We start from the raw sequence: 21,999 nt of genomic DNA, 5'->3' as shown, positions 1-21,999 counted from the left end.
GTGGTGCCCACGATCAGTGGCCACCCAACCGGGCGTCCCGCGCGGCGGCCATCTTGCTCGGCAGGCCCCAGAGCTGCACGAAGCCCTTGGCCAGGGACTGGTCGAAGGTGTCGCCGGTGTCGTAGGTGGCCATGCCGAAGTCGTACAGGCTGGCGTCGGAGCGCCGCCCGGTGACGGTGGCCCGGCCGCCGTGCAGGATGAGCCGCACCTCGCCGGAGACGTGCTGCTGGGCGTCGGCGATGAACGCGTCGAGGGAGTTCTTCAGCGGCGAGAACCAGAGGCCGTCGTAGACCAGCTCGCCCCAGCGCTGGTCGACGCCGCGCTTGAACCGGGCCAGGTCCCGCTCGATGGTGACCGCCTCCAGCTCCTGGTGGGCGGTGATCAGCGCGATCGCGCCGGGCGCCTCGTACACCTCGCGGCTCTTGATGCCGACCAGGCGGTCCTCGACCATGTCGAGCCGGCCGACGCCCTGGGCGCCGGCGCGCCGGTTCAGCTCCAGGATCGCCTGGTACGGGGTGACGGTCTCGCCGTCGATGGCGACCGGGTTGCCGGCGTCGAAGGTGATCACGACCTCGTCGGCGTCGCGCTCCTGGGCCGGGTCGGACGTGTACGAGTACAGGTCCTCGATGGGGCCGTTCCAGATGTCCTCCAGGAAGCCGGTCTCCACCGCGCGGCCCCACAGGTTCTGGTCGATGGAGTACGGCGACTTGGCCGACACGTCGATCGGCAGGCCCTTCTCCTCGGCGAACGCGATGGCCTTGTCCCGGCTCCAGGCGAAGTCCCGAGCCGGGGCCACGATCTGCAGGTCGGGGGCGAGTGCGCCCAGACCGACCTCGAAGCGGACCTGGTCGTTGCCCTTCCCGGTGCAGCCGTGCGACACGATGGTGCCGCCGTGCTTTCGGGCCGCGGCGACCAGGTGCTTGACGATCAGCGGCCGGGACAGCGCGGAGACCAGCGGGTAGCGGTCCATGTAGAGGGCGTTGGCCCGGATCGCCGGCAGGCAGTAGTCGGCGGCGAACTCGTCGCGCGCGTCGACCACCTCGGACTCGACGGCGCCGCAGTCCAGGGCGCGCTGCCGGATGGCGTTCAGGTCCTCGCCGCCCTGCCCGACGTCGACCGCCACCGCGATCACCTCGGCGCCGGTTTCCTCGGCCAGGTAGGGAATGGCGACGGAGGTGTCGAGACCCCCGGAGTACGCCAGAACGACCCGCTCGGTCATGGTGTGGTGCTCCCTTCAACGGTGTCTTCCCGGCGGGCCCAGCCGGCGAGCTTGTCGCCGAGCGCGGCCCCGCCGACGGCCTCGCGGGCCACGACGAGGATGGTGTCGTCGCCGGCGATGGTGCCGACGATCTCGGGCAGGCCCGCTCGGTCCAACGCGCTGGCCAGGTATTGGGCTGCGCCCGGCGGGGTACGCAGCACGGCGATGTTGCCGCTGGAGTCGACCCCGTTGAGCAGCTCGCGCAGCAGCCGGACGAGCCGGGCCGGGGCGGCCTCGGCGTCGCGCAGCGGCCGGTGGCCGTCCTCGGGGATCAGGTAGACCCCCCGCCCGTCGCCGCCGCGCGCGGTGACCGCCCCCAGCTCCTTGAGGTCCCGGGAGAGGGTGGCCTGGGTGACCTGGATGCCGTCGCCGGCGAGCCGTTCGGCCAGCTCGGTCTGCGAATGGATCGCCTCTTCGCGGATCAGCTCGACGATGCGGGCGTGCCGGGCGGTACGGGTCAGCGGGGCGGTCATGAGGAGGCCTCCAGGAGATACGTCAGCAGCGCCTTCTGGGCGTGCAGGCGATTCTCCGCCTGGTCGAAGACCGCGCTGCGCGGCCCGTCGAGCACCTCGTCGGTGATCTCCTCGCCGCGGTGCGCGGGCAGGCAGTGCAGCACGATTGCGTCCGAGGCCGCGTGGCCGAGCAGTTCGTCGTTGACCTGGTACGGCAGGAACGGGGTGATCCGGTCCAACCCGTCGTCCTCCTGGCCCATCGAGGTCCGGGTGTCGGTAGACACCACGTCGGCGCCGCGGACCGCCTCGACCGGGTCGGTGAGCACCCGGACGGAGCCCCCGGTGCCGCCGGCGATCTTCTCCGCCCGGCTCACCACCTCGGCGTCGGGCTGGAAGCCGACCGGCCCGGCGATCCGGACGTGCATGCCGGCAGTGGCGCCGGCCAGCAGGTACGAGCGCGCCATGTTGTTTCCCGCGTCCCCGACGTACGCCAGCGTCCGCCCGGCCACCGCGCCGAACCGCTCGCGGACGGTGAGCAGGTCCGCGAGGAGCTGGCAGGGGTGGTAGTCGTCGGTCAATGCGTTGACCACCGGGACGGTGGCGTGCGCGGCCACCTCGGCGATCCGCTCGTCGCCGTGGGTGCGCAACACGATCGCGGCCACGTACCGGGAGAGCACCCGGCCGGCGTCGGCCAGGGTCTCGCCGCGGCCGAAGTGGGTGACCTGGGTGTCCACCACGAGCGGGTGACCGCCGAGTTCGGCGATGCCCACGTCGAACGAGATCCGGGTGCGCAGGCTCTGCTTGTCGAACAGCACCGCCACCGAGCGCGGCCCCGCGAGGGGCTGGAACGCGAACCGCTCGGCCTTCATCCGGGCCGCCAGCTCCAGCACGGTGGCCTGCTCGGCCGGGCTCAGGTCGTCGTCCCGCAGGAAGTGCCGGATCATGCGGTGGCCTCCGTCGTGGTCGCGGTGGTCGGCGTCGGCGTGGAGATCTGGGAGAAGTCCGGCCCAACCGGGAGCCGCTTCCCGCCAAGATCTGGGGCGGCGGCCGCGGTCCGGGCGGCGTCGAGGGCGGCGGGGAGTGCGGCCAGGAAGGCGTCGGCCTGGGCGGCGGTGAGGATCAGCGGCGGGGCGAGCCGGACCACGCCCGCCTGCACCGGGTTCACCAGGAATCCGGCGTCGCGCAGCGCCGCCGCCACCGGGCCGGCGACCGGGTCGGTGAGCACGATGCCGAGCAGCAGCCCCGCGCCGCGCACCTCGGCGACGAGCGGGTGGCCCAACGCCTCGATGCCCCGGCGCAGTCGCTCGCCGACCCGCTTGACGTGGTCGAGCAGTCCCTCGCCGGCGATGGTGGAGATCACCGCGAGGGCGGCGGCGCAGCTCACCGGGTTGCCGCCGAAGGTGGTGCCGTGCGAGCCGGGGCCGAGCAGGTCGGCGGCCGGGCCGAAGGCCAGGCAGGCGCCGATCGGCAGGCCACCGCCGAGGCCCTTGGCCAGGGTGACGAGGTCCGGCTCGACGCCCTCGGCCTGGTGGGCGAACCAGTGGCCGGTGCGGCCGACGCCGGTCTGCACCTCGTCGAGCGCCAGCAGCGCGCCGTGCCGGGCGGTGATCCGCCGGGCCGCCGCCAGGTAGCCGGCGGGCGGGACGACGATGCCGTTCTCCCCCTGGATCGGCTCCAGGATCACCATGGCGGTCGCGTCCGTGACGGCCGCCTCCAGCGCCGCCACGTCGCCGTACGGGACGTGCATGACGTCGCCGGGCAGCGGGCGGAACGGGTCGGCCTTGGCCGGCTGACCGGTGAGCGCCAGGGCGCCCATGGTGCGGCCGTGGAAGCCGCCCTGGGCCGCCACCACCTGGCTGCGGCCGGTGAGCCGGGAGAGCTTGAACGCGGCCTCGTTGGCCTCTGCGCCGGAGTTGGCGAGGAAGACCCGCCCGGGCCGCCCGGCCAGGGCCAGCAGCAGCTCGGCCAGCGCGACGGGCGGCTCGGCGACGAAGAGGTTGGAGACGTGCCCGAGGGTGGCGACCTGCTTGGCGACGGCGGCCACCACGGCCGGGTGGCCGTGACCGAGGGCGTTGACCGCGATGCCGCCGAGCAGGTCGACGTACTCTCGGCCGGTCTCGTCGGTGACCACCGCGCCCGAGCCGGAGACCAGCGCCAGCGGTGGGGTCCCGTAGTTGTCCATCATGGACGAGTTCCAGCGCTCGACCAGGGTGCTCATGACGCGCTCACGACGCCTTCCTTGTTCGCGACTGGGGGGCTCGCCAGCTCACTCCTCGCGCGCACGACCATCGTGCCGAATCCTTCCGAGGTGAAGACTTCCAGCAGCGTGGAGTGGGCGACCCGGCCGTCGACGACGTGCGCGGCGGGCACTCCCCCGCGCACCGCCCGCAGACAGGCCTCCATCTTCGGGACCATGCCCGACTCCAGGAACGGCAGCAGCTTCGCCAGGTCGTCGGTGCTGATCTCGCTGACCAGGCTGCCGGTGTCCGGCCAGTCCGCGTACAGGCCGGGGACGTCGGTGAGGACGACCAGCTTGCGGGCGTCGAGGGCGATCGCGAGGGCGGCGGCGGCGGTGTCCGCGTTGAGGTTGTGCAGCACCCCGTCGATGTCCGGCGCCACGGTGGAGATCACCGGGATCCGGCCGGCCGCGATCAGGTCGGCCACCGCCGAGACGTCCACCGACTCGACGTCGCCGACCTGCCCGACGTCGACCGGCTCCCCGTCCACGTACGCCGGGCGGCGCACGGCGGTGAAGAGACCGGCGTCCTCGCCGGAGAGGCCGACGGCGAACGGGCCGTACGCGTTGATCAGGCCGACCAGTTCCCGGCCGACCTGGCCGACCAGCACCATCCGGACGACGTCCATCGCCTCGGCGGTGGTGACCCGCAGGCCGCCCTTGAACTCGCTGGCGATGCCGAGCCGGCCGAGCATCGCGGAGATCTGCGGCCCGCCGCCGTGCACCACGACCGGCTTGAGGCCGGCGTACCGGAGGAAGACCATGTCGGCGGCGAAGGCGCGCTGGAGGGCCGGGTCGACCATGGCGTTGCCACCGTACTTGACCACGACGGTCGCCCCGGAGAAGTTCGCCAGCCAGGGCAGCGCCTCGATCAGCGTCTCGGCCTTGGCCTGGGCCCGGGTGAGGTCCGCGGAGAGGCTCATGTGGAGTACGCCGAGTTCTCGTGGACGTAGGCGTGCGACAGGTCATTGGTCCAGATCGTCGCCGTCGCGTCGCCGGCGTGCAGGTCGATCCGGATGGTGACGTCCCGCCCGGTGAGGTCGACCTTGGAGCGGTCCTCGGCGGCGGCGCCGGCGCGGCACACCCAGATCCCGTTGACCGCCACGTCCACGCCGTCCGGCTCGAACGCGGCCGAGGTGGTGCCGACGGCGGCGAGGATCCGGCCCCAGTTCGGGTCGTTGCCGAAGAGCGCGGTCTTGACCAGGTTGTTGCGCGCCACCGACCGGCCGACCTCGACCGCGTCGTCCTCGCTCGCGGCGCCGACCACGTCGATCGCGATCTGCTTGGTGGCGCCCTCGGCGTCGGCGATGAGCTGCTGGGCCAGGTCGTGGCAGGCGGCGGTGACCAGCGCGGTCAGCTCGGCCTCGGTCGGTCCGATGCCGGACGCGCCGCTGGCCAGCAGCAGCACGGTGTCGTTGGTGGACATGCAGCCGTCGGAGTCGATCCGGTCGAAGGTGACCCGGGTGGCGGCGCGCAGCGCGGCGTCGAGGGTGTCCGGCCCGGCCACCGCGTCGGTGGTGAGCACGCAGAGCATGGTGGCCATGGCGGGGGCGAGCATGCCGGCGCCCTTGGCCATGCCGCCGACGGTCCAGCCGCTGCCGTTCGCGACGGTGGTCTTCGGCCGGGTGTCGGTGGTCATGATGGCCTCGGCGGCCGCCGCGCCGCCGTCGCGGGCCAGCCCGCGGATGGCGGTACGCACGCCGGGCAGCAGCTTCGGCATCGGCAGCCGCTCGCCGATCAGGCCGGTGGAACAGACCGCGACCTCGCCGGCGCCGAGCAGTCGCCGGGGGCTGCTGGCGGTGAGCGCGGCGGCGGTGTGCTCGGCGGTGGCGTGGGTGTCGGAGAAGCCGGCCGGGCCGGTGCAGGCGTTCGCGCCGCCGGAGTTGAGCACCACGGCGCGCACCACGCCACCCCGGACCACCTGCTGGGTCCAGAGCACCGGCGCGGCCTTGACCCGGTTGGCGGTGAAGACGCCGGCAACCCCGGCGTCGGGGCCGTCGTTGACGACGAGCGCGATGTCGGCGGCGCCGCTGGCCTTGAGGCCGGCGGCGACGCCGGCCGCCCGGAAGCCCCGGGGGGCGGTGACGCTCATGGCGCGACTCCAAAGGTCGAGAGGCCGGTGGTCTCGGGGAGGCCGAGCATCAGGTTGGCGTTCTGCACGGCCTGGCCGGCGGCGCCCTTGCCGAGGTTGTCGATGGCGCTGACCACGATCACCCGGCCGGAGTCGACGTCGACCGTGGCCTGGAGGTGGCAGGAGTTCGCGCCGGCGGTGGCGGCCGTGTGCGGCCAGGCCCCCTCGGGCAGCACGTGCACGAAGGGTGCGTCCGCGTACGCCGCGTTGAGGACCTCGCGCGGGTCGGCCGCGCCGGTGGGCACGGCGGTGACCGTGGCGAGGATGCCGCGCGGCATCGGCGCGAGCACCGGGGTGAAGGAGAGGCTGGTCGCGCCGGTGGCCTGCTTGATCTCCGGCACGTGCTGGTGGGTGCCGACCTTGTAGGGCGACAGGTCCCCCATCACCTCGCTGCCGAGCAGGTGGGCCTTGGCGGACCGGCCGGCGCCGGAGGTTCCGGAGGCGGCGACCACCACCACGTCGGCGGGGTGGACCGCGCCCGCGGCGATCAGCGGGGCGAGGGCCAGGATGGTCGCGACCGCGTAGCAGCCGGTGTTGGCGACCCGGGTCGCGGCCGCGATCGCGGCCCGCTGCCCGGGCAGTTCGGGCAGGCCGTAGGTCCAGGTGCCGGCGTGCGCGCCGCCGTAGTAGCGGGCCCAGGCGCCGGCGTCGCGCAGCCGGTGGTCGGCGCCGAGTTCGACCACCCGGACGGTCTCCGGCAGGGCCGCGGCCAGGGCCGCCGACTCGCCGTGCGGCAGCGCCAGGAAGACCAGGTCCGCGTCGGCCAGGGTGGCCGGGTCGGTCGCCCCGAGCGTCAGGTCGAGGCCCGCGAGCTGCGGGTGTACGGCGGCGACGGGCCGGCTGGCCTGCGCGTGGGCGGTGGCGGTGACCAGGTCGAACTCCGGGTGCCCGGCGACCAGGCGCAGCAGCTCGCCCCCGGCGTAGCCGCTGGCCCCGGCGACCGCGACTCGGATACCCATACTCACCTCCGCATGACTATGCAGAGAAGGTTACCGGGTCTCTTCGACCCCTGCAAGTTCATTCAGTGGACTGCATGGGCATGAAATTCGTGTCCCCGCTCACGCGAACGGCCCGTGTCGCGGAAAGCGACACGGGCCGTTCGGCGCGGATGGGACGCGGATCCCCGAGGAACCTCGCGGTCAGGCGCCGCGCAGGGTGGCGCCGAAGCGGCGGGCCGCCTCGGCGACCGCCGCGTCCCGGGCCGCCACCGCCTCCTCGACGGTCAGCGTCCGGTCCGGGGCGCGGAAGGTCAGCTTGTACGCCAGCGACTTGCGGCCGGCGCCCAGCTGCGCGGAGGCGTACACGTCGAAGAGCCGGACGCCCTCCAGCAGCTCGCCGGCGCCCTCGGTGAGGGCCCGCTGCACCTCGGCGGCGGGGACCGTCTCGTCCACCACCAGCGCCACGTCGATCAGCGCCGGCGGGAAGGTGGAGATGGCCGGTCCGGTCACCGGCGGCGCGGCGGGCAGCGCGTCCAGGTCGAGCTCCATGACGCTGGTCCGGCGGGGCAGCTCCAGCGTCGCCACCACGGCCGGGTGCAGTTCGCCCGCGTACCCGACCGCCGTGCCGTCCACCAGCAGCTCGGCGCAGCGGCCGGGGTGCCAGGGGGCGCGCTCGGCGGCGCGGACGTCCACCCGGTCAGCCGGGACGCCGGCGGCGGCGAGCACGGCGCGGCCGGCCTCCACCGCGTCCGCCCAGCCGGCCGCGCGGCCGGCGCCCCACCAGCCGGCCGGCTCCAGCTCGCCGGCCAGCGCCACGGCGACGTGCCGCGGCTGGTCCGGCACCACCGCGTCGGCGAGGGCGAACTCCTCGTCGGTCGGGCGGCGGTCCACCCCCATGGCCGGCGGGGCGCCGGCGCCGGGACGCGGGTGGAAGACCGCGCCGATCTCGTAGATCGCCACGTCGCGCTGGCCCCGGCCGATGTTGCGCTTGAGGATGCCGAGCAGCGGGCCGAGCAGCGTGGTGCGCAGCAGCGGCTCCTCCTCGGACAGCGGGTTGGCCACCCGCACCGCCGCCCGGCGCGGGTCGCCGGCGGGCAGGCCGAGCTGGTCGGCGAGCTCGGCGGAGACGAACGGGTGGGCGAGGACCTCGACGTACCCGCGCTCGGCGAGCGACCGGGCGACGGCCCGGCGGCGCTGCTGCTGCCAGGTGAGGCCGCGGCCGGCGGGCGCGGTCGGCAGCACCGAGGGCACCCGGTCGTAGCCGTCGAGGCGGACGACCTCCTCGACCAGGTCGGCCGGGTCGGTGAGGTCGGGCCGCCAGGTCGGCGGGGTCACGGTGAGCACGTCACCGGTCCCGGCGGCCACGCCCACCGCGCCCGGGTCCTCGCCCAGCCGGTCGGCCCCCCGGGTGACCGTGCAGCCGACCTGCTCCAGCAGCTCGACCACCCGCTCCGGCGAGTAGCTGACCCCGATCCGCCGGGACGGCAGGTCCGCCGGCAGGGTGACCGGGGTACGCGGCCGGACGTGGTCGATGTCCAGGATCTCCGCGCCTACCGTGCCGCCGGCGTGCTCGGTGAGCAGCCGCACCGCCCGCTCCAGGGCGACCAGCGGCAGGGCGGGGTCGACGCCCCGCTCCCAGCGCTTCGCCGCCTCGCTGAACAGCTTGTGCCGGCGGGCGGTCCGGCCGACCATGGCCGGGTCCCAGTGCGCGGCCTCGAAGAGCACGTCGGTGGTGGCGGCGACCACCTCGCTGGTCTCGCCGCCCATCACCGCGGCGAGCGAGATCGGGACCCCGGCGCCCTCGCCCGCGAGGGCGTTGGGCAGCCCAGCGTCGCAGATCACCATGTCCTCGGCGACCAGGGTGCGGGTGACCCCGTCCAGGGTGGTCAGCTTCTCCCCCGGCGCGGCGCGGCGGACCACCAGCGGGCCGCTGATCCGGTCGGCGTCGAAGGCGTGCATCGGCTGGCCGAGTTCGAGCATCAGGTAGTTGGTGATGTCCACCGGCAGCGAGATGCTGCGGATGCCGGCCACGGTGAGCCGCCGCGCCATCCAGCCGGGCGTCTGCGCGGTCGGGTCGACCCCGCGGACCATCCGGGCGGCGAACCGGTCGCAGCCGACGGTGTCCCGCACCTCGACCGGGTACGCCGGCTCGGCGGTGGCACCCGGGGCCGGGGCGGCGGCCGGGTCGCGGAACGGCACGCCCAGGGCGTGCGACAGCTCGCGGGCGATGCCGCGGACGCTGAGCGCGTACCCACGGTCCGGGGTGATCTCCATCTCGACCACGACGTCGTCGAGGCCGACCACCGGGCGGGCGTCGTCACCGGGCTTGGCCGGGGAGTCCTCCGGCAGCACGATGATGCCCGAGTGGTCGTCGCCCAGGCCCAGCTCCTTCGCCGAGCAGATCATGCCGTTGGAGTTGCGCCCGTACGTCTTGCGCGCCCCGATGGCGAAGTTCCCGGGCAGCACACCGCCGGGGAGGATCACCACGACCCGGTCGCCGGGGGCGAAGTTGGTCGCCCCGCAGACGATCTCCTGCGGCTCGCCGGTGCCGTTGGCGGCGCCGACGTCGACCCGACAGAACCGGATCGGCTTCTTGAAGCCGGTCAGTTCCTCGATCTCGAGGACCTCACCGACGACCAGCGGACCGGTGACGGTCTCCCGCAGGTCCACGATGGACTCGACCTCGATGCCGAGGTCGACCAGCGCCTGCTCCAGGTCGCCGGTGGGCAGGTCGGCGGGGAGGTCGACGTACTCCCGCAGCCAACTGACAGAAACTCGCATGACTCAGACCACCGTCTCCGTAACTCGTGCCCGCATCGTCTACGCCCCGAACGCACGGGTGAACCGCACGTCCCCCTCGACCATGTCCCGCATGTCACTGACCCCGTGCCGGAACATCACCGTGCGGTCGATGCCCATGCCGAAGGCGAATCCGGAGTAGACCTCCGGGTCGATGCCGCAGGCGCGCAGCACCCGCGGGTTGACCATGCCGCAGCCGCCCCACTCGACCCACTGCGGCCCCCTGCGGTGCTCCGGAAACCAGACGTCGAACTCGGCCGATGGCTCGGTGAACGGGAAGTAGTGCGGCCGCCACCGGGTCTTCGCCTCCGGCCCGAACATCGCCCGGGCGAAGTGGTCCAGGGTGCCGTGCAGGTGCGCCATGGTGATGCCCTTGTCCACCACGAGGCCCTCCACCTGGTGGAAGACCGGCGCGTGGGTGGCGTCCAGCTCGTCGGTGCGGTAGGCCCGGCCGGGCACGATGACGTAGATCGGCGGCTTGCGGGTGAGCATCGTGCGCGCCTGCACCGGCGAGGTGTGCGTGCGCAGCACCAGGCCCGAGTTGTCGGCTCCGGCCGGCGGTGCGATGTGGAACGTGTCCATCAGACCGCGCGCCGGGTGGTCGGCGGGAATGTTCAGCGCGTCGAAGTTCGTCCACTCCAGCTCGACCTCGGGCCCCTCGGCCACCTCGTAGCCCATCCCGACGAAGAAGTCACTGATCGTCTCCATCAGGGTGCTCAGCGGGTGCCGGGCGCCGCGCGGGCGGCGGTCGTACGGCAGGGTCACGTCGACCCGCTCCTCGACCAGCACCCGCTCGGCCTGCTCGCGCTCCAGGGTCTCCTGGCGGGCGGCGTAGGCGGCCTCGATGGCGCGGCGGGCCTCGTTGACCCGCTTGCCGGCGTCGGACTTGGCGGCCGGCGGCAACGCGCCGATCTCCCGACGCGCCAGCGAGACCGGGGACCGGTCACCGAGGTGCGCGGGGCGCAGCGCGGTCAACGCGTCCGGGTCGGCGGCCGCGGCGAACGCCTTCTCGGCGTCGGCCACGGCCCCGGCCAGGGCGTCCGGATCGAGCAGGGCGACCTGCTTCGGGTCGTACGGATCGTTGCGGTAGCTCATGGCGTACGGGCACTCCCTCACGGCGGCGCCGACCCTCACGGGTGGCTAGGCGAGTCTACGGACGCGCGGCTGTGCCGCAGCCCGCCGGTGGGAGTACGCGCAGGAGGAAGGTCAGGCCCGCCGCCCGCCGACACCGGCGGGCTGGCTAAACGAACGCCGTGGCGCGTTCATCATCCGGACTACTCCCCTGTGCTGTGTCTGCGCGACGTCGGTCAGCGCAGCGCTCTGGCTGAAGCGTACAGGCAGACGGCGGCGGCCGCAGCCAGGTTCAGGCTCTCGGCGCGCCCGTGCAGCGGCACCCGGACCCGGGCGTCGGCGGCCGCGGTCAGCTCCTCGGGCAGCCCGTGCGCCTCGGAGCCGAAGACCCAGGCGGTGGGGGCCGCGAGCCGCCCGTAGTCGATGAGGTCGTCGAGGTCGCTGTCGCCGTACCCGGTCGTCGCGAGGACGGTGAGCCCGGCGGCCCGCAGGGCCGCCACCACGTCGAGCGGGTCGGGGGCGCGGACCACGTCGACGTGGAAGAGGCTGCCGGCCGAGGACCGCACGCACTTGCCGTTGTACGGGTCGACCGCCTCGCCGGCGAAGATCACCACACCCGCGCCGGCCGCGTCGGCGGTGCGCAGCACCGTGCCGGCGTTGCCCGGGTCGCGGATCTCGGCGAGCACCGCGACCAGGCGGGGGCCCCGCCCGAGCGCGACCTCCAGGGATACGTCCAGGTGCCGGCAGACGGCGACCAGACCCTGCGGTGCGACGGTCTCGGCGAGCGCGGCGAGCCCGTCGTCGGTCACCTCGGAGACCGGTACGTCGGCCCGGGCGGCCTGCGCCGCGAGGTCGACGTACCGGTCCAGGGCGGCCGGCGTACCGAACAGCTCGGTGACCGTCCCCGGACGGGCCAGGGCCTCGCGGACGGCCTGCGGGCCCTCGGCCAGGAACCGGCCGGTGGCCTCGCGGTCCCGCCGGCGCTGGAGCCGGCGGGCGGCGACCACCCTGGGGGTACGCGGGGTGAACGGGCCGGAGACAGCGTCGAGGCGCCTCCCGCGCGATGGTGACTGCATGGGAGACGCCTCGATCTGCTGTGGGTGGATCAGGCGGCCTGGGCCGCGGCGCCACCGGTGCCCTCGGCCGTCACGGCGGCGCGGGCCAGCTCGACGATCGCGGCGAACGACGCGGCGTCGTTGACGGCCATGTCGGCCAGGATCTTGCGGTCGACCTCGATGCCGGCCAGGCGCAGGCCCTGGATCAGCCGGTTGTAGGTCATGCCGTTGGCCCGGGCGCCAGCGTTGATGCGCTGGATCCAGAGCTGCCGGAAGTCGCCCTTGCGGTCGCGACGGTCCCGGTAGGCGTACTGCATCGAGTGCAGCATCTGCTCCTTGGCCTTGCGGTACAGCCGGGAGCGCTGACCGCGGTAACCACTCGCGGTCTCCAGCACGGTACGACGCTTCTTGTGGGCGTTCACAGCCCGCTTGACGCGTGCCATCTCAACTCCTTCTTCGGTTCAGGTGGCGCGCGTCAGCGGCCGAGCAGCTTCTTGATTCGCTTGACGTCGGCCTTGGCCAGCTCGACCGTGCCGGTCAGCCGCCGGGTGTGGGTGGAGGACTTCTTCTCCAGCTTGTGGCGGAGGCCGGCCTGCTGGGCAACGATCTTGCCCCGGCCGGTCACCTTGACCCGCTTGCCCGTACCCGTGTGGCTCTTCATCTTCGGCATGTGGAACGTCTTCTCCCTGTTACTGGCCGCTGGTGTCAGCGGTCGGGCCGGTCTCGCCGGCTGCGGCGGTCTCGCCGGCCTCCGGGGTCTCGCCGGCCTCCGGAGCACCGGCCTCCTCCCCGGCCCGTTCCCGAGGTCCACCGCGGGACGCCGTGGCGGCGACCGCGGAGGCCTTCACGGCCCGGTGCGGGGCGAGAACCATGATCATGTTTCGACCGTCCTGCTTCGGCGCGGCCTCGACGTATCCCAGGTCCGTGATCTCGGACTCGAGCCGGCGCAGGAGCCGGTAACCCAGCTCCGGGCGGCTCTGCTCGCGACCGCGGAACATGATCGTCACCTTGACCTTGTCGCCCGCCTTGAGGAACCGCACCACGTGACCCTTCTTGGTCTCGTAGTCGTGCGGGTCGATCTTCGGCCGGAGCTTCATCTCCTTGATGACGGTCTGCTGCTGGTTACGCCGCGCTTCGCGCGCCTTCAGTGCGCTCTCGTACTTGAACTTGCCGAAGTCCATGAGCTTGCACACCGGCGGGCGCGCCATCGGCGCAACCTCGACCAGGTCCAGGTCGACGTCCGCGGCCAGCTGCAGGGCGCGCTCCAGCGGGACGATGCCCACCTGCTCACCCTCAGGGCCGACCAGTCGGACCTCACGTGCCCGGATCTGTTCGTTCACGCGTGGTTCGACGCTGATGGGGCCTCCTCGAGTCGAGTCTCCTGCGGTGCCGACTCCGCGGGCTCCCGGGCGGGAGCCGACCCGGAAAGCAGAAGGCCCCGGCGCATGCCAGGGCCCGCTCGACCGGTCGGCACGATCACATGATCGCGCATCCGGAACCGGGACGTGCCCGGAACCGGGGACCGGGACCCGGCCACCTTCAGGGGCGACTCGGGTGGGAGCAGGCGCTCCGCTTCAGGACTGCCCACACGTCGGAACGGGGCCAGTCTGGTCGACTCGCCAACACTACACCCCCGCCGCGACCATCCCCAAACCGGGCGCCCAGCTCAGCGTGGTTGTGGCGCGGACGGGATCAGTGGGCGGCGGGGTCGCCGGCGAGGGCGGCGAGGTGGGCCTGGTGCAGCCGGCGCAGCGCGCGCACGCCCTCGACCGCGAACTCCTTGTCGGCCGCTTGAAGGGCGACCATCGGCAGCAGGTCGTCGTCGTGCAGCTCCAGGCTCGCCCACGGGGCGCCCCGGTCGAAGCGGACGCCGCGGACGACCTCCCAGGGCAGCTCGTACGAGCCGATCACGTTGCGCACCCGCACGCCCCGGGCGTCGGCGATCACCCGGGGGCGGGTGAAGAGCAGGATGCCGAGCGCGCCGAGGACGCCCAGGCCGACCATGGCGAGCTGGTCGCCGCGCTGGAAGCTGCCGTAGCCGTCGCCGGTCCGGCCCGTCAGCGAGGTCGCGACCAGGCTGAACACCACCACCAGGGCGGCGGCCGACGCCCAGCAGACCAGCCGGATACGCCGTGGCCGCACCGTCACCAGGGAATCGCTCACCCCACCAGTTTGCCATCCGGCTCGGGAGCGCGGTCCGGCGCCACACGGATCGTCGAGCGCCGGCGGGCGCCGGCCACCACGACCGCGACCAGGGTGAGCGCCGCGCCGGCCAGCACCGGCAGCCGCGCGCCGGCCCCGCCGGGCAGCAGCACGTCCAGCAGCAGCGCGCCGCCGAGCTGCCCGGCGACCAGCGCCAGGCCGGTCCGCAGCACGCCGACCGCGCGGACCCCGATCAGCAGGGAGAGCACGATGCCGACGCCGAGCAACCCGCCGAGGTAGAGCCACCACTGCCCGGGCCAGCTGGGCCGGGTGGCGAACGCGCCGACCAGCGCCGCCACCGCCAGGATCACCGGGGTGCCGACGGCGAAGTTCACCGCGATCCCGGCGGCCGTGGTGCCGGCGGCGGAGACCCGCCCGTTGAGCGCGGACTGGAGGGCGACCGCCAGGCCACCGGCCACCGCGAGCAGGACCAGCCCGACCGCCAGGTCACCGACCGGCCGGCCGAGCTGGGCCAGGGTGACCGCGCCGACGCCGAGCAGCGCCCCGGTCACCCGGGGCACGGTGAGCGGCAGCCGCCCCACCGGGGCCAGGCCGGCCCGGTCGACGGCCAGCCCGCCGACGCTGCCGCCGGCGACCTGCGCGATCGTGAAGACCGCCACGCCGAGCACCGGCACGACGTACGTGCCGATCACCACGATCGCCGCGCCGCCGAGCCCACCCAGGTACGACCACCAGGGCAGTCCGGAGCGGCGCAGGGCGGCCAGCCCGGTGCGCATGGACCCGACGGTGAGCAGCCCCAGCAGGACGAGCAGGCTGCCGCCCAGGTTGTTGACCACCGCGCCGAGCACCGGGCTGCCGGCCCGCTCACCCAGCTCGGCGTTGACCACGCCCTGGGCCGCCGAGGCCGCCCCGCCCAGCACCACCAGGGCGAGGGCGCCCCAGGACGGCAGCGGCCTCACAGCCGGCAGGCGTGGATGTTGGTGACCAGGATGGCACGGGCGCCCAGCTCGTAGAGCTCGTCCATGATCCGGTGCACGTCGTCGCGCAGGACCATCGCCTGCACGGCGACCCAGCCCTCCCGGTGCAGCGGGGAGACGGTGGGCGACTCGATCCCCGGGGTCAGCGAGCTGGCCCGGTCGAGCAGGCCGGCCGGTACGTCGTAGGCGAGCATCACGTACCGCCGGGCGACCAGCACGCCGTGCAGCCGGCGGAGCAGTTGGTCGGCCTGGGCGCAGCCGGGCGCGTCGCCCCGGCGGACCAGCACCGCGGAGGAGCGCAGCAGCGGCTCGCCGAAGATCACCAGGCCGGCCTGGCGCAGCGTGGCGCCGGTCTCCACCACGTCGGCGACCACGTCCGCCACGCCGAGGCGGATGGCGTTCTCCACCGCGCCGTCCAACCGGATCACGTCGGCCTTGATGCCCAGCTCGCCGAGGTGCCGCTCGACCAGGCCGGGGTACGCGGTGGCGATCCGGCGGCCGCCCAGCCCCTGCACCGAGTCGACGTCGTCGGGGCGGGCGGCGAAGCGGAAGGTGGCCCGGCCGAACGCCAGGTCCATCACCTCCTCGGCCGGTGCGCCGGAGTCGATCAGCAGGTCCCGGCCGGTGATGCCGATGTCGAGGTCACCCGAGCCGACGTAGGTGGCGATGTCCTTCGGACGCAGGTAGAAGAACTCGATGTCGTTGGGCTCGTCCCGGCAGACCAGGTCCTTCGGGTCGGTGCGCTGGCGGTAGCCCGCCTCGCGCAGCATCTGGGCGGCCGATTCGGCCAGGGTGCCCTTGTTCGGTACGGCGACACGCAGCATGACGGAGTGCTCCTTCGATCGACTTCTGATCAACGGGTGGCGGCACTCACAGATGTCGGTATACGTCCTTGAGCTCGAGACCGGTGGCGAGCATCAGCACCTGGGCCTGGTAGAGCAGCTGGGAGATCTCCTCGGCGGCCCGCTCGGGGCCCTCGTGCTCGGCGGCCATCCACGACTCGGCCGCCTCCTCGACGACCTTCTTGCCGATGAAGTGCACCCCCTTCTCCAGCGCGGCGACCGTGCCGGAGCCCGGGGTGCCGGCGGCGGCCTTGGCCTGCAGCTCGGCGAACAACTCCTCGAACGTCTTCACAGCAGGCGATTCTTCCAGCCGGTCCGGCCGACGGCACGCGCCGGGTCCGGGCGCGTCATCTTTCCCACCGTCCGGCGCGGCGTGATCCACTTCAGGTCGCCGGCGTGGCGGTGCCCGGCACCGCGGGACACCGCCACGCCGGCGGACCGGAGTCGATCACGGCCGGAGCCGCGGGAGGGGTGGGATCAGCCGGCGAAGCCGACCCGCTGGCCGTTGGCGGCGGCCAGGCCGCGGATCGCCAGGGCGGCGTCCAGGGCCGCCACGGTGGCCGCCCAGCCCTTGTCCTCGGCCGAGCCGGGCAGGCCGGCGCGGTCCCGGGCCTGCTCGATGGTCTCCACCGTCAGCACCCCGTGCGCCACCGGCTTGCCCTCGTCCAGGGCCACCCGGGTGAGCCCGTCGGTGACCGAACGGCAGACGTAGTCGAAGTGGGCGGTGGCGCCGCGGACCACGACGCCGAGGGCGACCACCACGTCGTACCGGCGGGCCATCGCCTGGGCCACCACCGGCAGCTCCACCGAGCCGGCGACCCGGGCGACCACCGCCCGCGCCCCGCACGCCTGCGCCGCCGCCACCGCCCGGTCGACCATGTGGTCGGTCAGGTCGCCGTGCCAGCGCGCGGCGACCACACCGACGGTCAGCCCGGCGGCGTCCACCGCCGTCACGCCCGGTTCGCCGAAACCCGCCATGTCTACGCTCCGATCTCGTCGCCGTCGACCGGGCGGCCCATCGGCGCCTCGGTGACCTCGTCCAACTCGTCCAGCAGGTGACCCATCCGGTCCCGCTTGGTCCTCAGGTATCGCACGTTCTCCGGGTTCGACCGGATCGGCAGCCCCTCACGACCGCTCACGGTCAGGCCGTAGCCCTCCAGGCCGGCCCGCTTGGCCGGGTTGTTGGTGAGCAGCCGCATCGAGCGCACCCCGAGGTCGTAGAGGATCTGCGCGCCGGTGCCGTAGTCCCGGGCGTCGGCCGGCAGGCCGAGGTCGAGGTTGGCGTCCACGGTGTCCCGGCCCTGGTCCTGGAGCTGGTACGCCTGGAGCTTGTGCAGCAGGCCGATCCCCCGCCCCTCGTGCCCGCGCACGTAGAGCACCACTCCGCGCCCCTCCTGCGCCACCCGGGCCAGCGCGGCCTGCAACTGCGGGCCGCAGTCGCAGCGCAGCGAGCCGAAGACGTCCCCGGTCAGGCATTCGGAGTGCACCCGCACCAGCACGTCCTGCCCGTCGCCGATCTCCCCGAAGACCATCGCCACGTGCTCGGCCGGGTCGTGCTCGGCGCGGTAGCCGAGTGCCCGGAACACCCCGTACGGGGTGGGCATCCGCGCGTCGGCGACCTGCTCGACCTGCTTCTCGTGCCGCCGCCGGTAGGCGATCAGGTCGGCGATGGTGATCAGGGTCAGCCCGTGCTCGGCGGAGAACTTCTCCAGGTCCGGCAGGCGCATCATGGTGCCGTCGTCGTTGACCAGCTCGCAGAGCACCCCGGCCGGGCGCAGCCCGGCCAGCCGGGTCAGGTCGACCGCGGCCTCGGTGTGCCCGGCCCGGCGCAGCACGCCGCCCTCGCGGGCCCGCAGGGGCACCACATGCCCCGGTCGGGCCAGGTCTGTCGGGTCGGTAGCGGCGTCGGCGAGCAGCCGGATGGTGTGCGCGCGGTCGGCGGCCGAGATGCCGGTGCTGATGCCCTCCCGGGCGTCCACCGTCACCGTGTACGCGGTGCCCCGCCGGTCCTGGTTGGTGTGGTGCATCGGCGGCAGGTCCAGCCGGTCGCACTCGCTCTCGGTCAGCGGCACGCAGATGTAGCCCGAGGTGTAGCGCACCATGAACGCGACCAGTTCGGGCGTGGCCAGCTCGGCCGCGAAGATCAGGTCGCCCTCGTTCTCGCGGTCCTCGTCGTCGACCACGACGACGGGCCGGCCGGCGGCGATGTCCGCCACCGCCTGTTCGATGCTGCCAAAGGCGCTCATGCCGGCACTCCGCTTCGCTCCCGTGCCGTCCTGCGGCACCAAGGGCCCGGACCTGATGATTCGCTCGCTGCGCTCGCTCATGCGACGGCCTCCGAGTAGGTGGGCGGGATCGGGGTGGGGGCCGGCGGGGTGGCCCGCGAGGCCCGCCACCAGGCGGCCAGGCCCCAGACGCAGAAGGCGCCGTAGACCAGGTACATGGCGGCGGACGGGTAGAAGCCGCCGTGCAGCAGCAGCGGCACGCCGACCGCGTCCACCGCGATCCAGATCAGCCAGAACTCGACCCAGCCGCGGGCCATGCCGTAGGTGGCCAGCAGGCTGCCGACCAGGATCCAGGCGTCCGGCAGCGGACCCCAGGAGCCCAGCGCCGCCAGCGCCGGGTACCCGGCCGCGGTGCCGAGCGCCGCGACGGCGAGCAGGCCGAGGCGTTCCCGGCCGGTGGCCCAGCGCGGCGTCACGGCCGGCTGCTCCCCCGCCCCGGCGCGACGGTTGCGCGACCAGCGCCACCAGCCGTAGACGCTGACCGCGAAGAAGAAGACCTGCCGGCCGGCCTGGCCGTAGAGGTCGTGCGCCTGCGGAGTGGCGAAGACAGCGCCCAGGAAGACGGTGAAGAGCAGCGCGTTGCCAATCATGCCGACGGGCCAGGCCCAGACCAGCCGGCGCAGCCCGAGCAGCGCCGAGGCGAGGCCGAAGACGTTGCCGACGATCTCCCGGACCAGCACCGGCGACCCGGCGATGTGCACCTGGGCGTCGAGCAGCCACAGCAGCGGGCCCATCAGCGCCCACCCCCCGGCAGCCGGTCGCCGAGCAGCCGCTCGACGTACTTGGCCAGCACGTCGACCTCCAGGTTGACCGGGTCGCCGGGGCACTTCGCGCCGAGCGTGGTCAGCTTCAGCGTGGTGGGGATCAGCCCGACGCTGAACCAGTCGTCGCCGACCTCCGCGACGGTCAGCGAGACCCCGTCGATGGTGATCGAGCCCTTCTCCACCACGTACCGGGACAGCGCGGCGGGGAGCCGGAACCGGACCGTCTCCCACTGCGCGGCCGGTTCCCGCGAGATCAGCTCGCCGACCCCGTCGACGTGGCCCTGCACCAGGTGCCCGCCGAGTCGGCTGCCGAGCGCGGCGGCCCGCTCCAGGTTGACCGGGTCGCCCGGGCGCAGCGCGCCGAGCGCGGAGCGGCGCAGGGTCTCCCCCATCACGTCGGCGGTGAAGCCGCCGCCGTCGACGTCGACCACGGTCAGACAGACCCCGTTGACCGCGATCGAGTCGCCGTGCCGGGCGTCCGAGGTGACGAGCGGGCCGCGGATGGCGACCAGCGCGGAGTCACCCCCGGTCTCGGTGGTCCGGACGACCTCGCCCAGCTCCTCGACGATGCCGGTGAACATGTCAGGCCTCCCTCTTTCGGGGCAGCGCGGTGATCCGCAGATCGGGACCGACCTGCGTAACGTCGGTGAGCTCCAGATCGATGGCGTCGGCGATGGTGCCCACGCCGGCGTCGAGCAGCGCGGTCGGGCCGGCGCCGAGCAGCTTCGGCGCCAGGTAGCCGACGACCTTGTCGACCAGCCCGGCGGCGAGGAACGCGCCGGCCAGCCGCGGGCCGCCCTCCAGCAGGGCCGCCCGTACGCCGCGGTGGTGCAGCTCGGCCAGCAGCGCCGGCAGGTCGACCCGGCCGTCCGGACCGGCCCCGACCTCGGCGGCGGTGGCGATCCAGGTCCGGGCGGCGCCGTCGCGGACCCGGGCCTGTGCCGGGGTACGCCCCGCGCTGTCCACCACCACCCGCAGCGGCTGCCGGATGGCCAGGGTGCCGTCGCGCAGATTGCGGGCGGTGAGCCGGGGATCGTCGGCGAGCACGGTGCCCACCCCGGCGATGACGGCGTCGACGGTGCCGCGCAGCCCGTGCACGTCGATCCGGGCCGACTCCGAGGTGATCCACATGCTGGTGCCGTCGGCGGCGGCGGAGCGCCCGTCCAGGGTGGCGGCGTACTTCCAGATCACGTACGGCCAGCCGCGGCGCATCGCGGTCAGCCAGGCGACGTTGCCGGCCTCGGCCTCCTGCCCGCGTACCCCGACCTCGACCTGGACCCCCGCGGCCCGCAGGGTGGCGGCGCCGCCGGAGGCGACCGGGTTGGGATCCGGCACCGCGACCACCACCCGGGCCACGCCGGCCTGGATCAGCGCGTGGCTGCAGGGGCCGGTGCGACCGGTGTGGTCGCAGGGCTCCAGGGTGACCACGGCGGTGCCGCCGCGGGCCCGGCTGCCGGCCTGGGCAAGCGCGACGATCTCGGCGTGCGGACCGCCGGCGTAGGCGTGGAAGCCCTCACCGACGACCTCGCCGGCCGGGTCGAGCAGGACGCAGCCGACGACCGGGTTCGGGCTGGTGGTGCCGAGACCCCGAGCCGCCAGCGCGATCGCACGACGCATCGCCTCGTCCACGGAGACGCTCGCCATCGCCTGCCCCTGCCCTCTCAGTCGCCGGTCGCGCGCGGGCGGGGGCGGGAGGTGACGGCACGGCGTGCCGCAGGCAGGCGGCGGCGGAGATCCGGGGACGGCAGGGCCGACCCCGGGGAGCCTACGCGGCGCTGGGGAATGCCAGCGGCCGGCAGGGGCCTCCCCGTCCCGCGCGCTGTCTCCCATCCGGACTTTCGGGGAGCGAACGGACCGCTCCCCACCGTCGGCCCCGGATTCTCACCAGGTCCACCGTCCGGCCGAAAGCCGTCCGGGTCGCGGGCTTACCACGGTCGGACCGTGGATCACCGCCGGTTCGGAATTTCACCGAGCCCCGCCAGCGCGTGGTGGGTACACCGGAAGTCTTACACGCCGGACGGGCCTCGTCGCCAGCGAGGCGAGCTACCTCACAGATGTCCGGTTGCCGCCTCAGGTGACGCCGCGGCGCCGGTCGACCGCCACGTACGACCCGGGCTGGCTCTTCGCGACCGTCTTCATCTCCGAGGCGACCGCGATCGCCTCCAGCGGGTCGGTGAAGCGCTTGCCGGAGTCGGAGAGGGAGACGCCGATGGAGAGGGTGACCAGGGCGGCCCGCCGGATGTTGCCCCGCCGGTCCTTGAGCTCGACGAAGCCGCGCTCCCGGTCGGTGGGGTCGTAGAGGGCGTCCGCGGCCTTCTCGAAGTCGACCACCGCCCGGCTGGTCAGCGGACGGACCTGGCTGGGGGTGCAGACGATGACGAAGTCGTCGCCGCCGACGTGGCCGAGGAAGGCCGGGGGCAGCCCGATCGAGACCACCGCCCGGTGCAGGCTGCGCGCGAGGGCGGAGATGAACTCGTCGCCACGGACGAAGCCGTACCGGTCGTTGACGCTCTTGAACCGGTCGATGTCGATGTACCCGACGGCGTAGTCGACGCCGTTGCGGACCCGGTCGCTGATCTCCCGCCGGATCCGGCTGTTGCCGGGCAGCCCGGTCAGCGGGGAGACCTCCCGGAACTCCTTGTTGCGCCGCAGCGTGGAGCTGACCCGGGCCACCAACTCGGCGGTGTCGAAGGGCTTGACCAGGTAGTCGTCGGCGCCGGCGCTGAGGCCGTGCACCTTGTCCCCGGTCATCCCCTTGGCGGTCAGCATGATCACCGGCAGCGCGGAGGTCATCGGGTCGGCGCGCAGCCGGCGGGTCAGCTCCAGGCCGTCGATGCGGGGCATCATCAGGTCCACCACGGCCAGGTCCGGCCGTTGCCGCTCGATCAGCTCGAGCGCCTCCTGGCCGTCGCTGGCGTGGATCACCTCGAAGCCGTGCAGCCGCAGGTTGAACTCGACGAAACGCGCGATGTCCTCGTCGTCGTCGACGACCAGGATGACGTCGGGTCGCTCGCCGGCCGGCTCCACC

General features: G+C 73.9%; 23 protein-coding genes and 1 riboswitch. All 23 genes read right to left on the bottom strand.

Features of this window, described 5'->3' with window-relative positions:
• Positions 1–13: 13 nt before the first annotated feature.
• On the bottom strand, positions 14–1,219 hold the full coding sequence (locus tag I8N68_RS12495; RefSeq protein ID WP_200210081.1) for an argininosuccinate synthase: 1,206 nt from the start codon (positions 1,217–1,219) through the stop codon (positions 14–16).
• Complete coding sequence (locus I8N68_RS12490; protein WP_200210080.1) at positions 1,216–1,731, bottom strand: arginine repressor; 516 nt, start codon at positions 1,729–1,731, stop codon at positions 1,216–1,218. The genes I8N68_RS12495 and I8N68_RS12490 overlap by 4 nt, the downstream gene beginning before the upstream one ends.
• Positions 1,728–2,654: an ornithine carbamoyltransferase gene (gene argF / locus I8N68_RS12485; RefSeq protein ID WP_200210079.1), complete on the bottom strand. Its 927-nt coding sequence runs from the start codon at positions 2,652–2,654 to the stop codon at positions 1,728–1,730. Before argF ends, I8N68_RS12490 begins: the two co-directional genes overlap by 4 nt.
• Positions 2,651–3,928 carry an acetylornithine transaminase gene (locus I8N68_RS12480; RefSeq protein WP_200210078.1) on the bottom strand — a complete coding sequence of 426 codons (1,278 nt, stop codon included), beginning with the start codon at positions 3,926–3,928 and terminating at the stop codon, positions 2,651–2,653. The genes argF and I8N68_RS12480 overlap by 4 nt, the downstream gene beginning before the upstream one ends.
• Positions 3,925–4,869, bottom strand: a complete 945-nt coding sequence (argB, locus tag I8N68_RS12475; protein ID WP_200210077.1) for an acetylglutamate kinase — start codon at positions 4,867–4,869, stop codon at positions 3,925–3,927. Before argB ends, I8N68_RS12480 begins: the two co-directional genes overlap by 4 nt.
• Positions 4,866–6,038: a bifunctional glutamate N-acetyltransferase/amino-acid acetyltransferase ArgJ gene (gene argJ, locus I8N68_RS12470; RefSeq protein WP_200210076.1), complete on the bottom strand. Its 1,173-nt coding sequence runs from the start codon at positions 6,036–6,038 to the stop codon at positions 4,866–4,868. The genes argB and argJ overlap by 4 nt, the downstream gene beginning before the upstream one ends.
• Complete coding sequence (gene argC / locus I8N68_RS12465) at positions 6,035–7,036, bottom strand: N-acetyl-gamma-glutamyl-phosphate reductase (RefSeq protein ID WP_200210075.1); 1,002 nt, start codon at positions 7,034–7,036, stop codon at positions 6,035–6,037. Before argC ends, argJ begins: the two co-directional genes overlap by 4 nt.
• Positions 7,037–7,216: 180 nt before the next feature.
• Positions 7,217–9,796: a phenylalanine--tRNA ligase subunit beta gene (pheT, locus tag I8N68_RS12460; protein WP_200210074.1), complete on the bottom strand. Its 2,580-nt coding sequence runs from the start codon at positions 9,794–9,796 to the stop codon at positions 7,217–7,219.
• Between the two features lie 39 nt (positions 9,797–9,835).
• Complete coding sequence (gene pheS / locus I8N68_RS12455; RefSeq protein WP_200210073.1) at positions 9,836–10,909, bottom strand: phenylalanine--tRNA ligase subunit alpha; 1,074 nt, start codon at positions 10,907–10,909, stop codon at positions 9,836–9,838.
• A 212-nt stretch (positions 10,910–11,121) separates the two neighbouring features.
• Positions 11,122–11,961 (bottom strand): TrmH family RNA methyltransferase, encoded by an 840-nt coding sequence (locus I8N68_RS12450; RefSeq protein ID WP_200210072.1) that lies wholly within the window; start codon positions 11,959–11,961, stop codon positions 11,122–11,124.
• A gap of 29 nt (positions 11,962–11,990) precedes the next feature.
• Complete coding sequence (gene rplT / locus I8N68_RS12445) at positions 11,991–12,383, bottom strand: 50S ribosomal protein L20 (RefSeq protein WP_200210071.1); 393 nt, start codon at positions 12,381–12,383, stop codon at positions 11,991–11,993.
• 32 nt (positions 12,384–12,415) lie between these two features.
• Positions 12,416–12,610, bottom strand: coding sequence for a 50S ribosomal protein L35 (gene rpmI / locus I8N68_RS12440; protein WP_089015061.1), 195 nt, complete (start codon positions 12,608–12,610; stop codon positions 12,416–12,418).
• 19 nt (positions 12,611–12,629) lie between these two features.
• Entirely contained in the window at positions 12,630–13,280 is a 651-nt protein-coding gene (infC, locus tag I8N68_RS12435; RefSeq protein WP_200210070.1) for a translation initiation factor IF-3, read from the bottom strand.
• A gap of 352 nt (positions 13,281–13,632) precedes the next feature.
• Positions 13,633–14,103: a PH domain-containing protein gene (locus tag I8N68_RS12430; RefSeq protein WP_200210069.1), complete on the bottom strand. Its 471-nt coding sequence runs from the start codon at positions 14,101–14,103 to the stop codon at positions 13,633–13,635.
• Positions 14,100–15,062 carry a DMT family transporter gene (locus I8N68_RS12425; protein ID WP_200210068.1) on the bottom strand — a complete coding sequence of 321 codons (963 nt, stop codon included), beginning with the start codon at positions 15,060–15,062 and terminating at the stop codon, positions 14,100–14,102. The genes I8N68_RS12430 and I8N68_RS12425 overlap by 4 nt, the downstream gene beginning before the upstream one ends.
• A complete protein-coding gene (gene hisG / locus I8N68_RS12420) occupies positions 15,059–15,904 on the bottom strand; it encodes an ATP phosphoribosyltransferase (protein ID WP_200210067.1) in 846 nt (281 codons plus the stop codon). Before hisG ends, I8N68_RS12425 begins: the two co-directional genes overlap by 4 nt.
• A gap of 46 nt (positions 15,905–15,950) precedes the next feature.
• Positions 15,951–16,214, bottom strand: coding sequence for a phosphoribosyl-ATP diphosphatase (locus I8N68_RS12415; protein WP_036375234.1), 264 nt, complete (start codon positions 16,212–16,214; stop codon positions 15,951–15,953).
• 185 nt (positions 16,215–16,399) lie between these two features.
• Positions 16,400–16,900, bottom strand: coding sequence for a 6,7-dimethyl-8-ribityllumazine synthase (gene ribH, locus I8N68_RS12410; RefSeq protein ID WP_200210066.1), 501 nt, complete (start codon positions 16,898–16,900; stop codon positions 16,400–16,402).
• Between the two features lie 2 nt (positions 16,901–16,902).
• Positions 16,903–18,168: a bifunctional 3,4-dihydroxy-2-butanone-4-phosphate synthase/GTP cyclohydrolase II gene (locus tag I8N68_RS12405; RefSeq protein ID WP_200210065.1), complete on the bottom strand. Its 1,266-nt coding sequence runs from the start codon at positions 18,166–18,168 to the stop codon at positions 16,903–16,905.
• A gap of 77 nt (positions 18,169–18,245) precedes the next feature.
• Positions 18,246–18,941 carry a nicotinamide riboside transporter PnuC gene (gene pnuC / locus I8N68_RS12400; protein WP_200210064.1) on the bottom strand — a complete coding sequence of 232 codons (696 nt, stop codon included), beginning with the start codon at positions 18,939–18,941 and terminating at the stop codon, positions 18,246–18,248.
• Positions 18,941–19,552: a riboflavin synthase gene (locus I8N68_RS12395; RefSeq protein ID WP_200210063.1), complete on the bottom strand. Its 612-nt coding sequence runs from the start codon at positions 19,550–19,552 to the stop codon at positions 18,941–18,943. The genes pnuC and I8N68_RS12395 overlap by 1 nt, the downstream gene beginning before the upstream one ends.
• A gap of 1 nt (position 19,553) precedes the next feature.
• Positions 19,554–20,615 (bottom strand): bifunctional diaminohydroxyphosphoribosylaminopyrimidine deaminase/5-amino-6-(5-phosphoribosylamino)uracil reductase RibD, encoded by a 1,062-nt coding sequence (gene ribD, locus I8N68_RS12390; RefSeq protein WP_200210062.1) that lies wholly within the window; start codon positions 20,613–20,615, stop codon positions 19,554–19,556.
• Positions 20,616–20,785: 170 nt separating this feature from the next.
• Positions 20,786–20,958: riboswitch (FMN riboswitch) on the bottom strand.
• Between the two features lie 83 nt (positions 20,959–21,041).
• Entirely contained in the window at positions 21,042–21,998 is a 957-nt protein-coding gene (locus tag I8N68_RS12385; protein ID WP_307812801.1) for a GGDEF domain-containing response regulator, read from the bottom strand.
• Between the last annotated feature and the right edge of the window lies 1 nt (position 21,999).

It is taken from the genome of Micromonospora coerulea (assembly GCF_016598485.1).
GTDB lineage: Bacteria > Actinomycetota > Actinomycetes > Mycobacteriales > Micromonosporaceae > Micromonospora > Micromonospora coerulea.
This window is presented reverse-complemented; position numbering and strand designations above follow the sequence as displayed.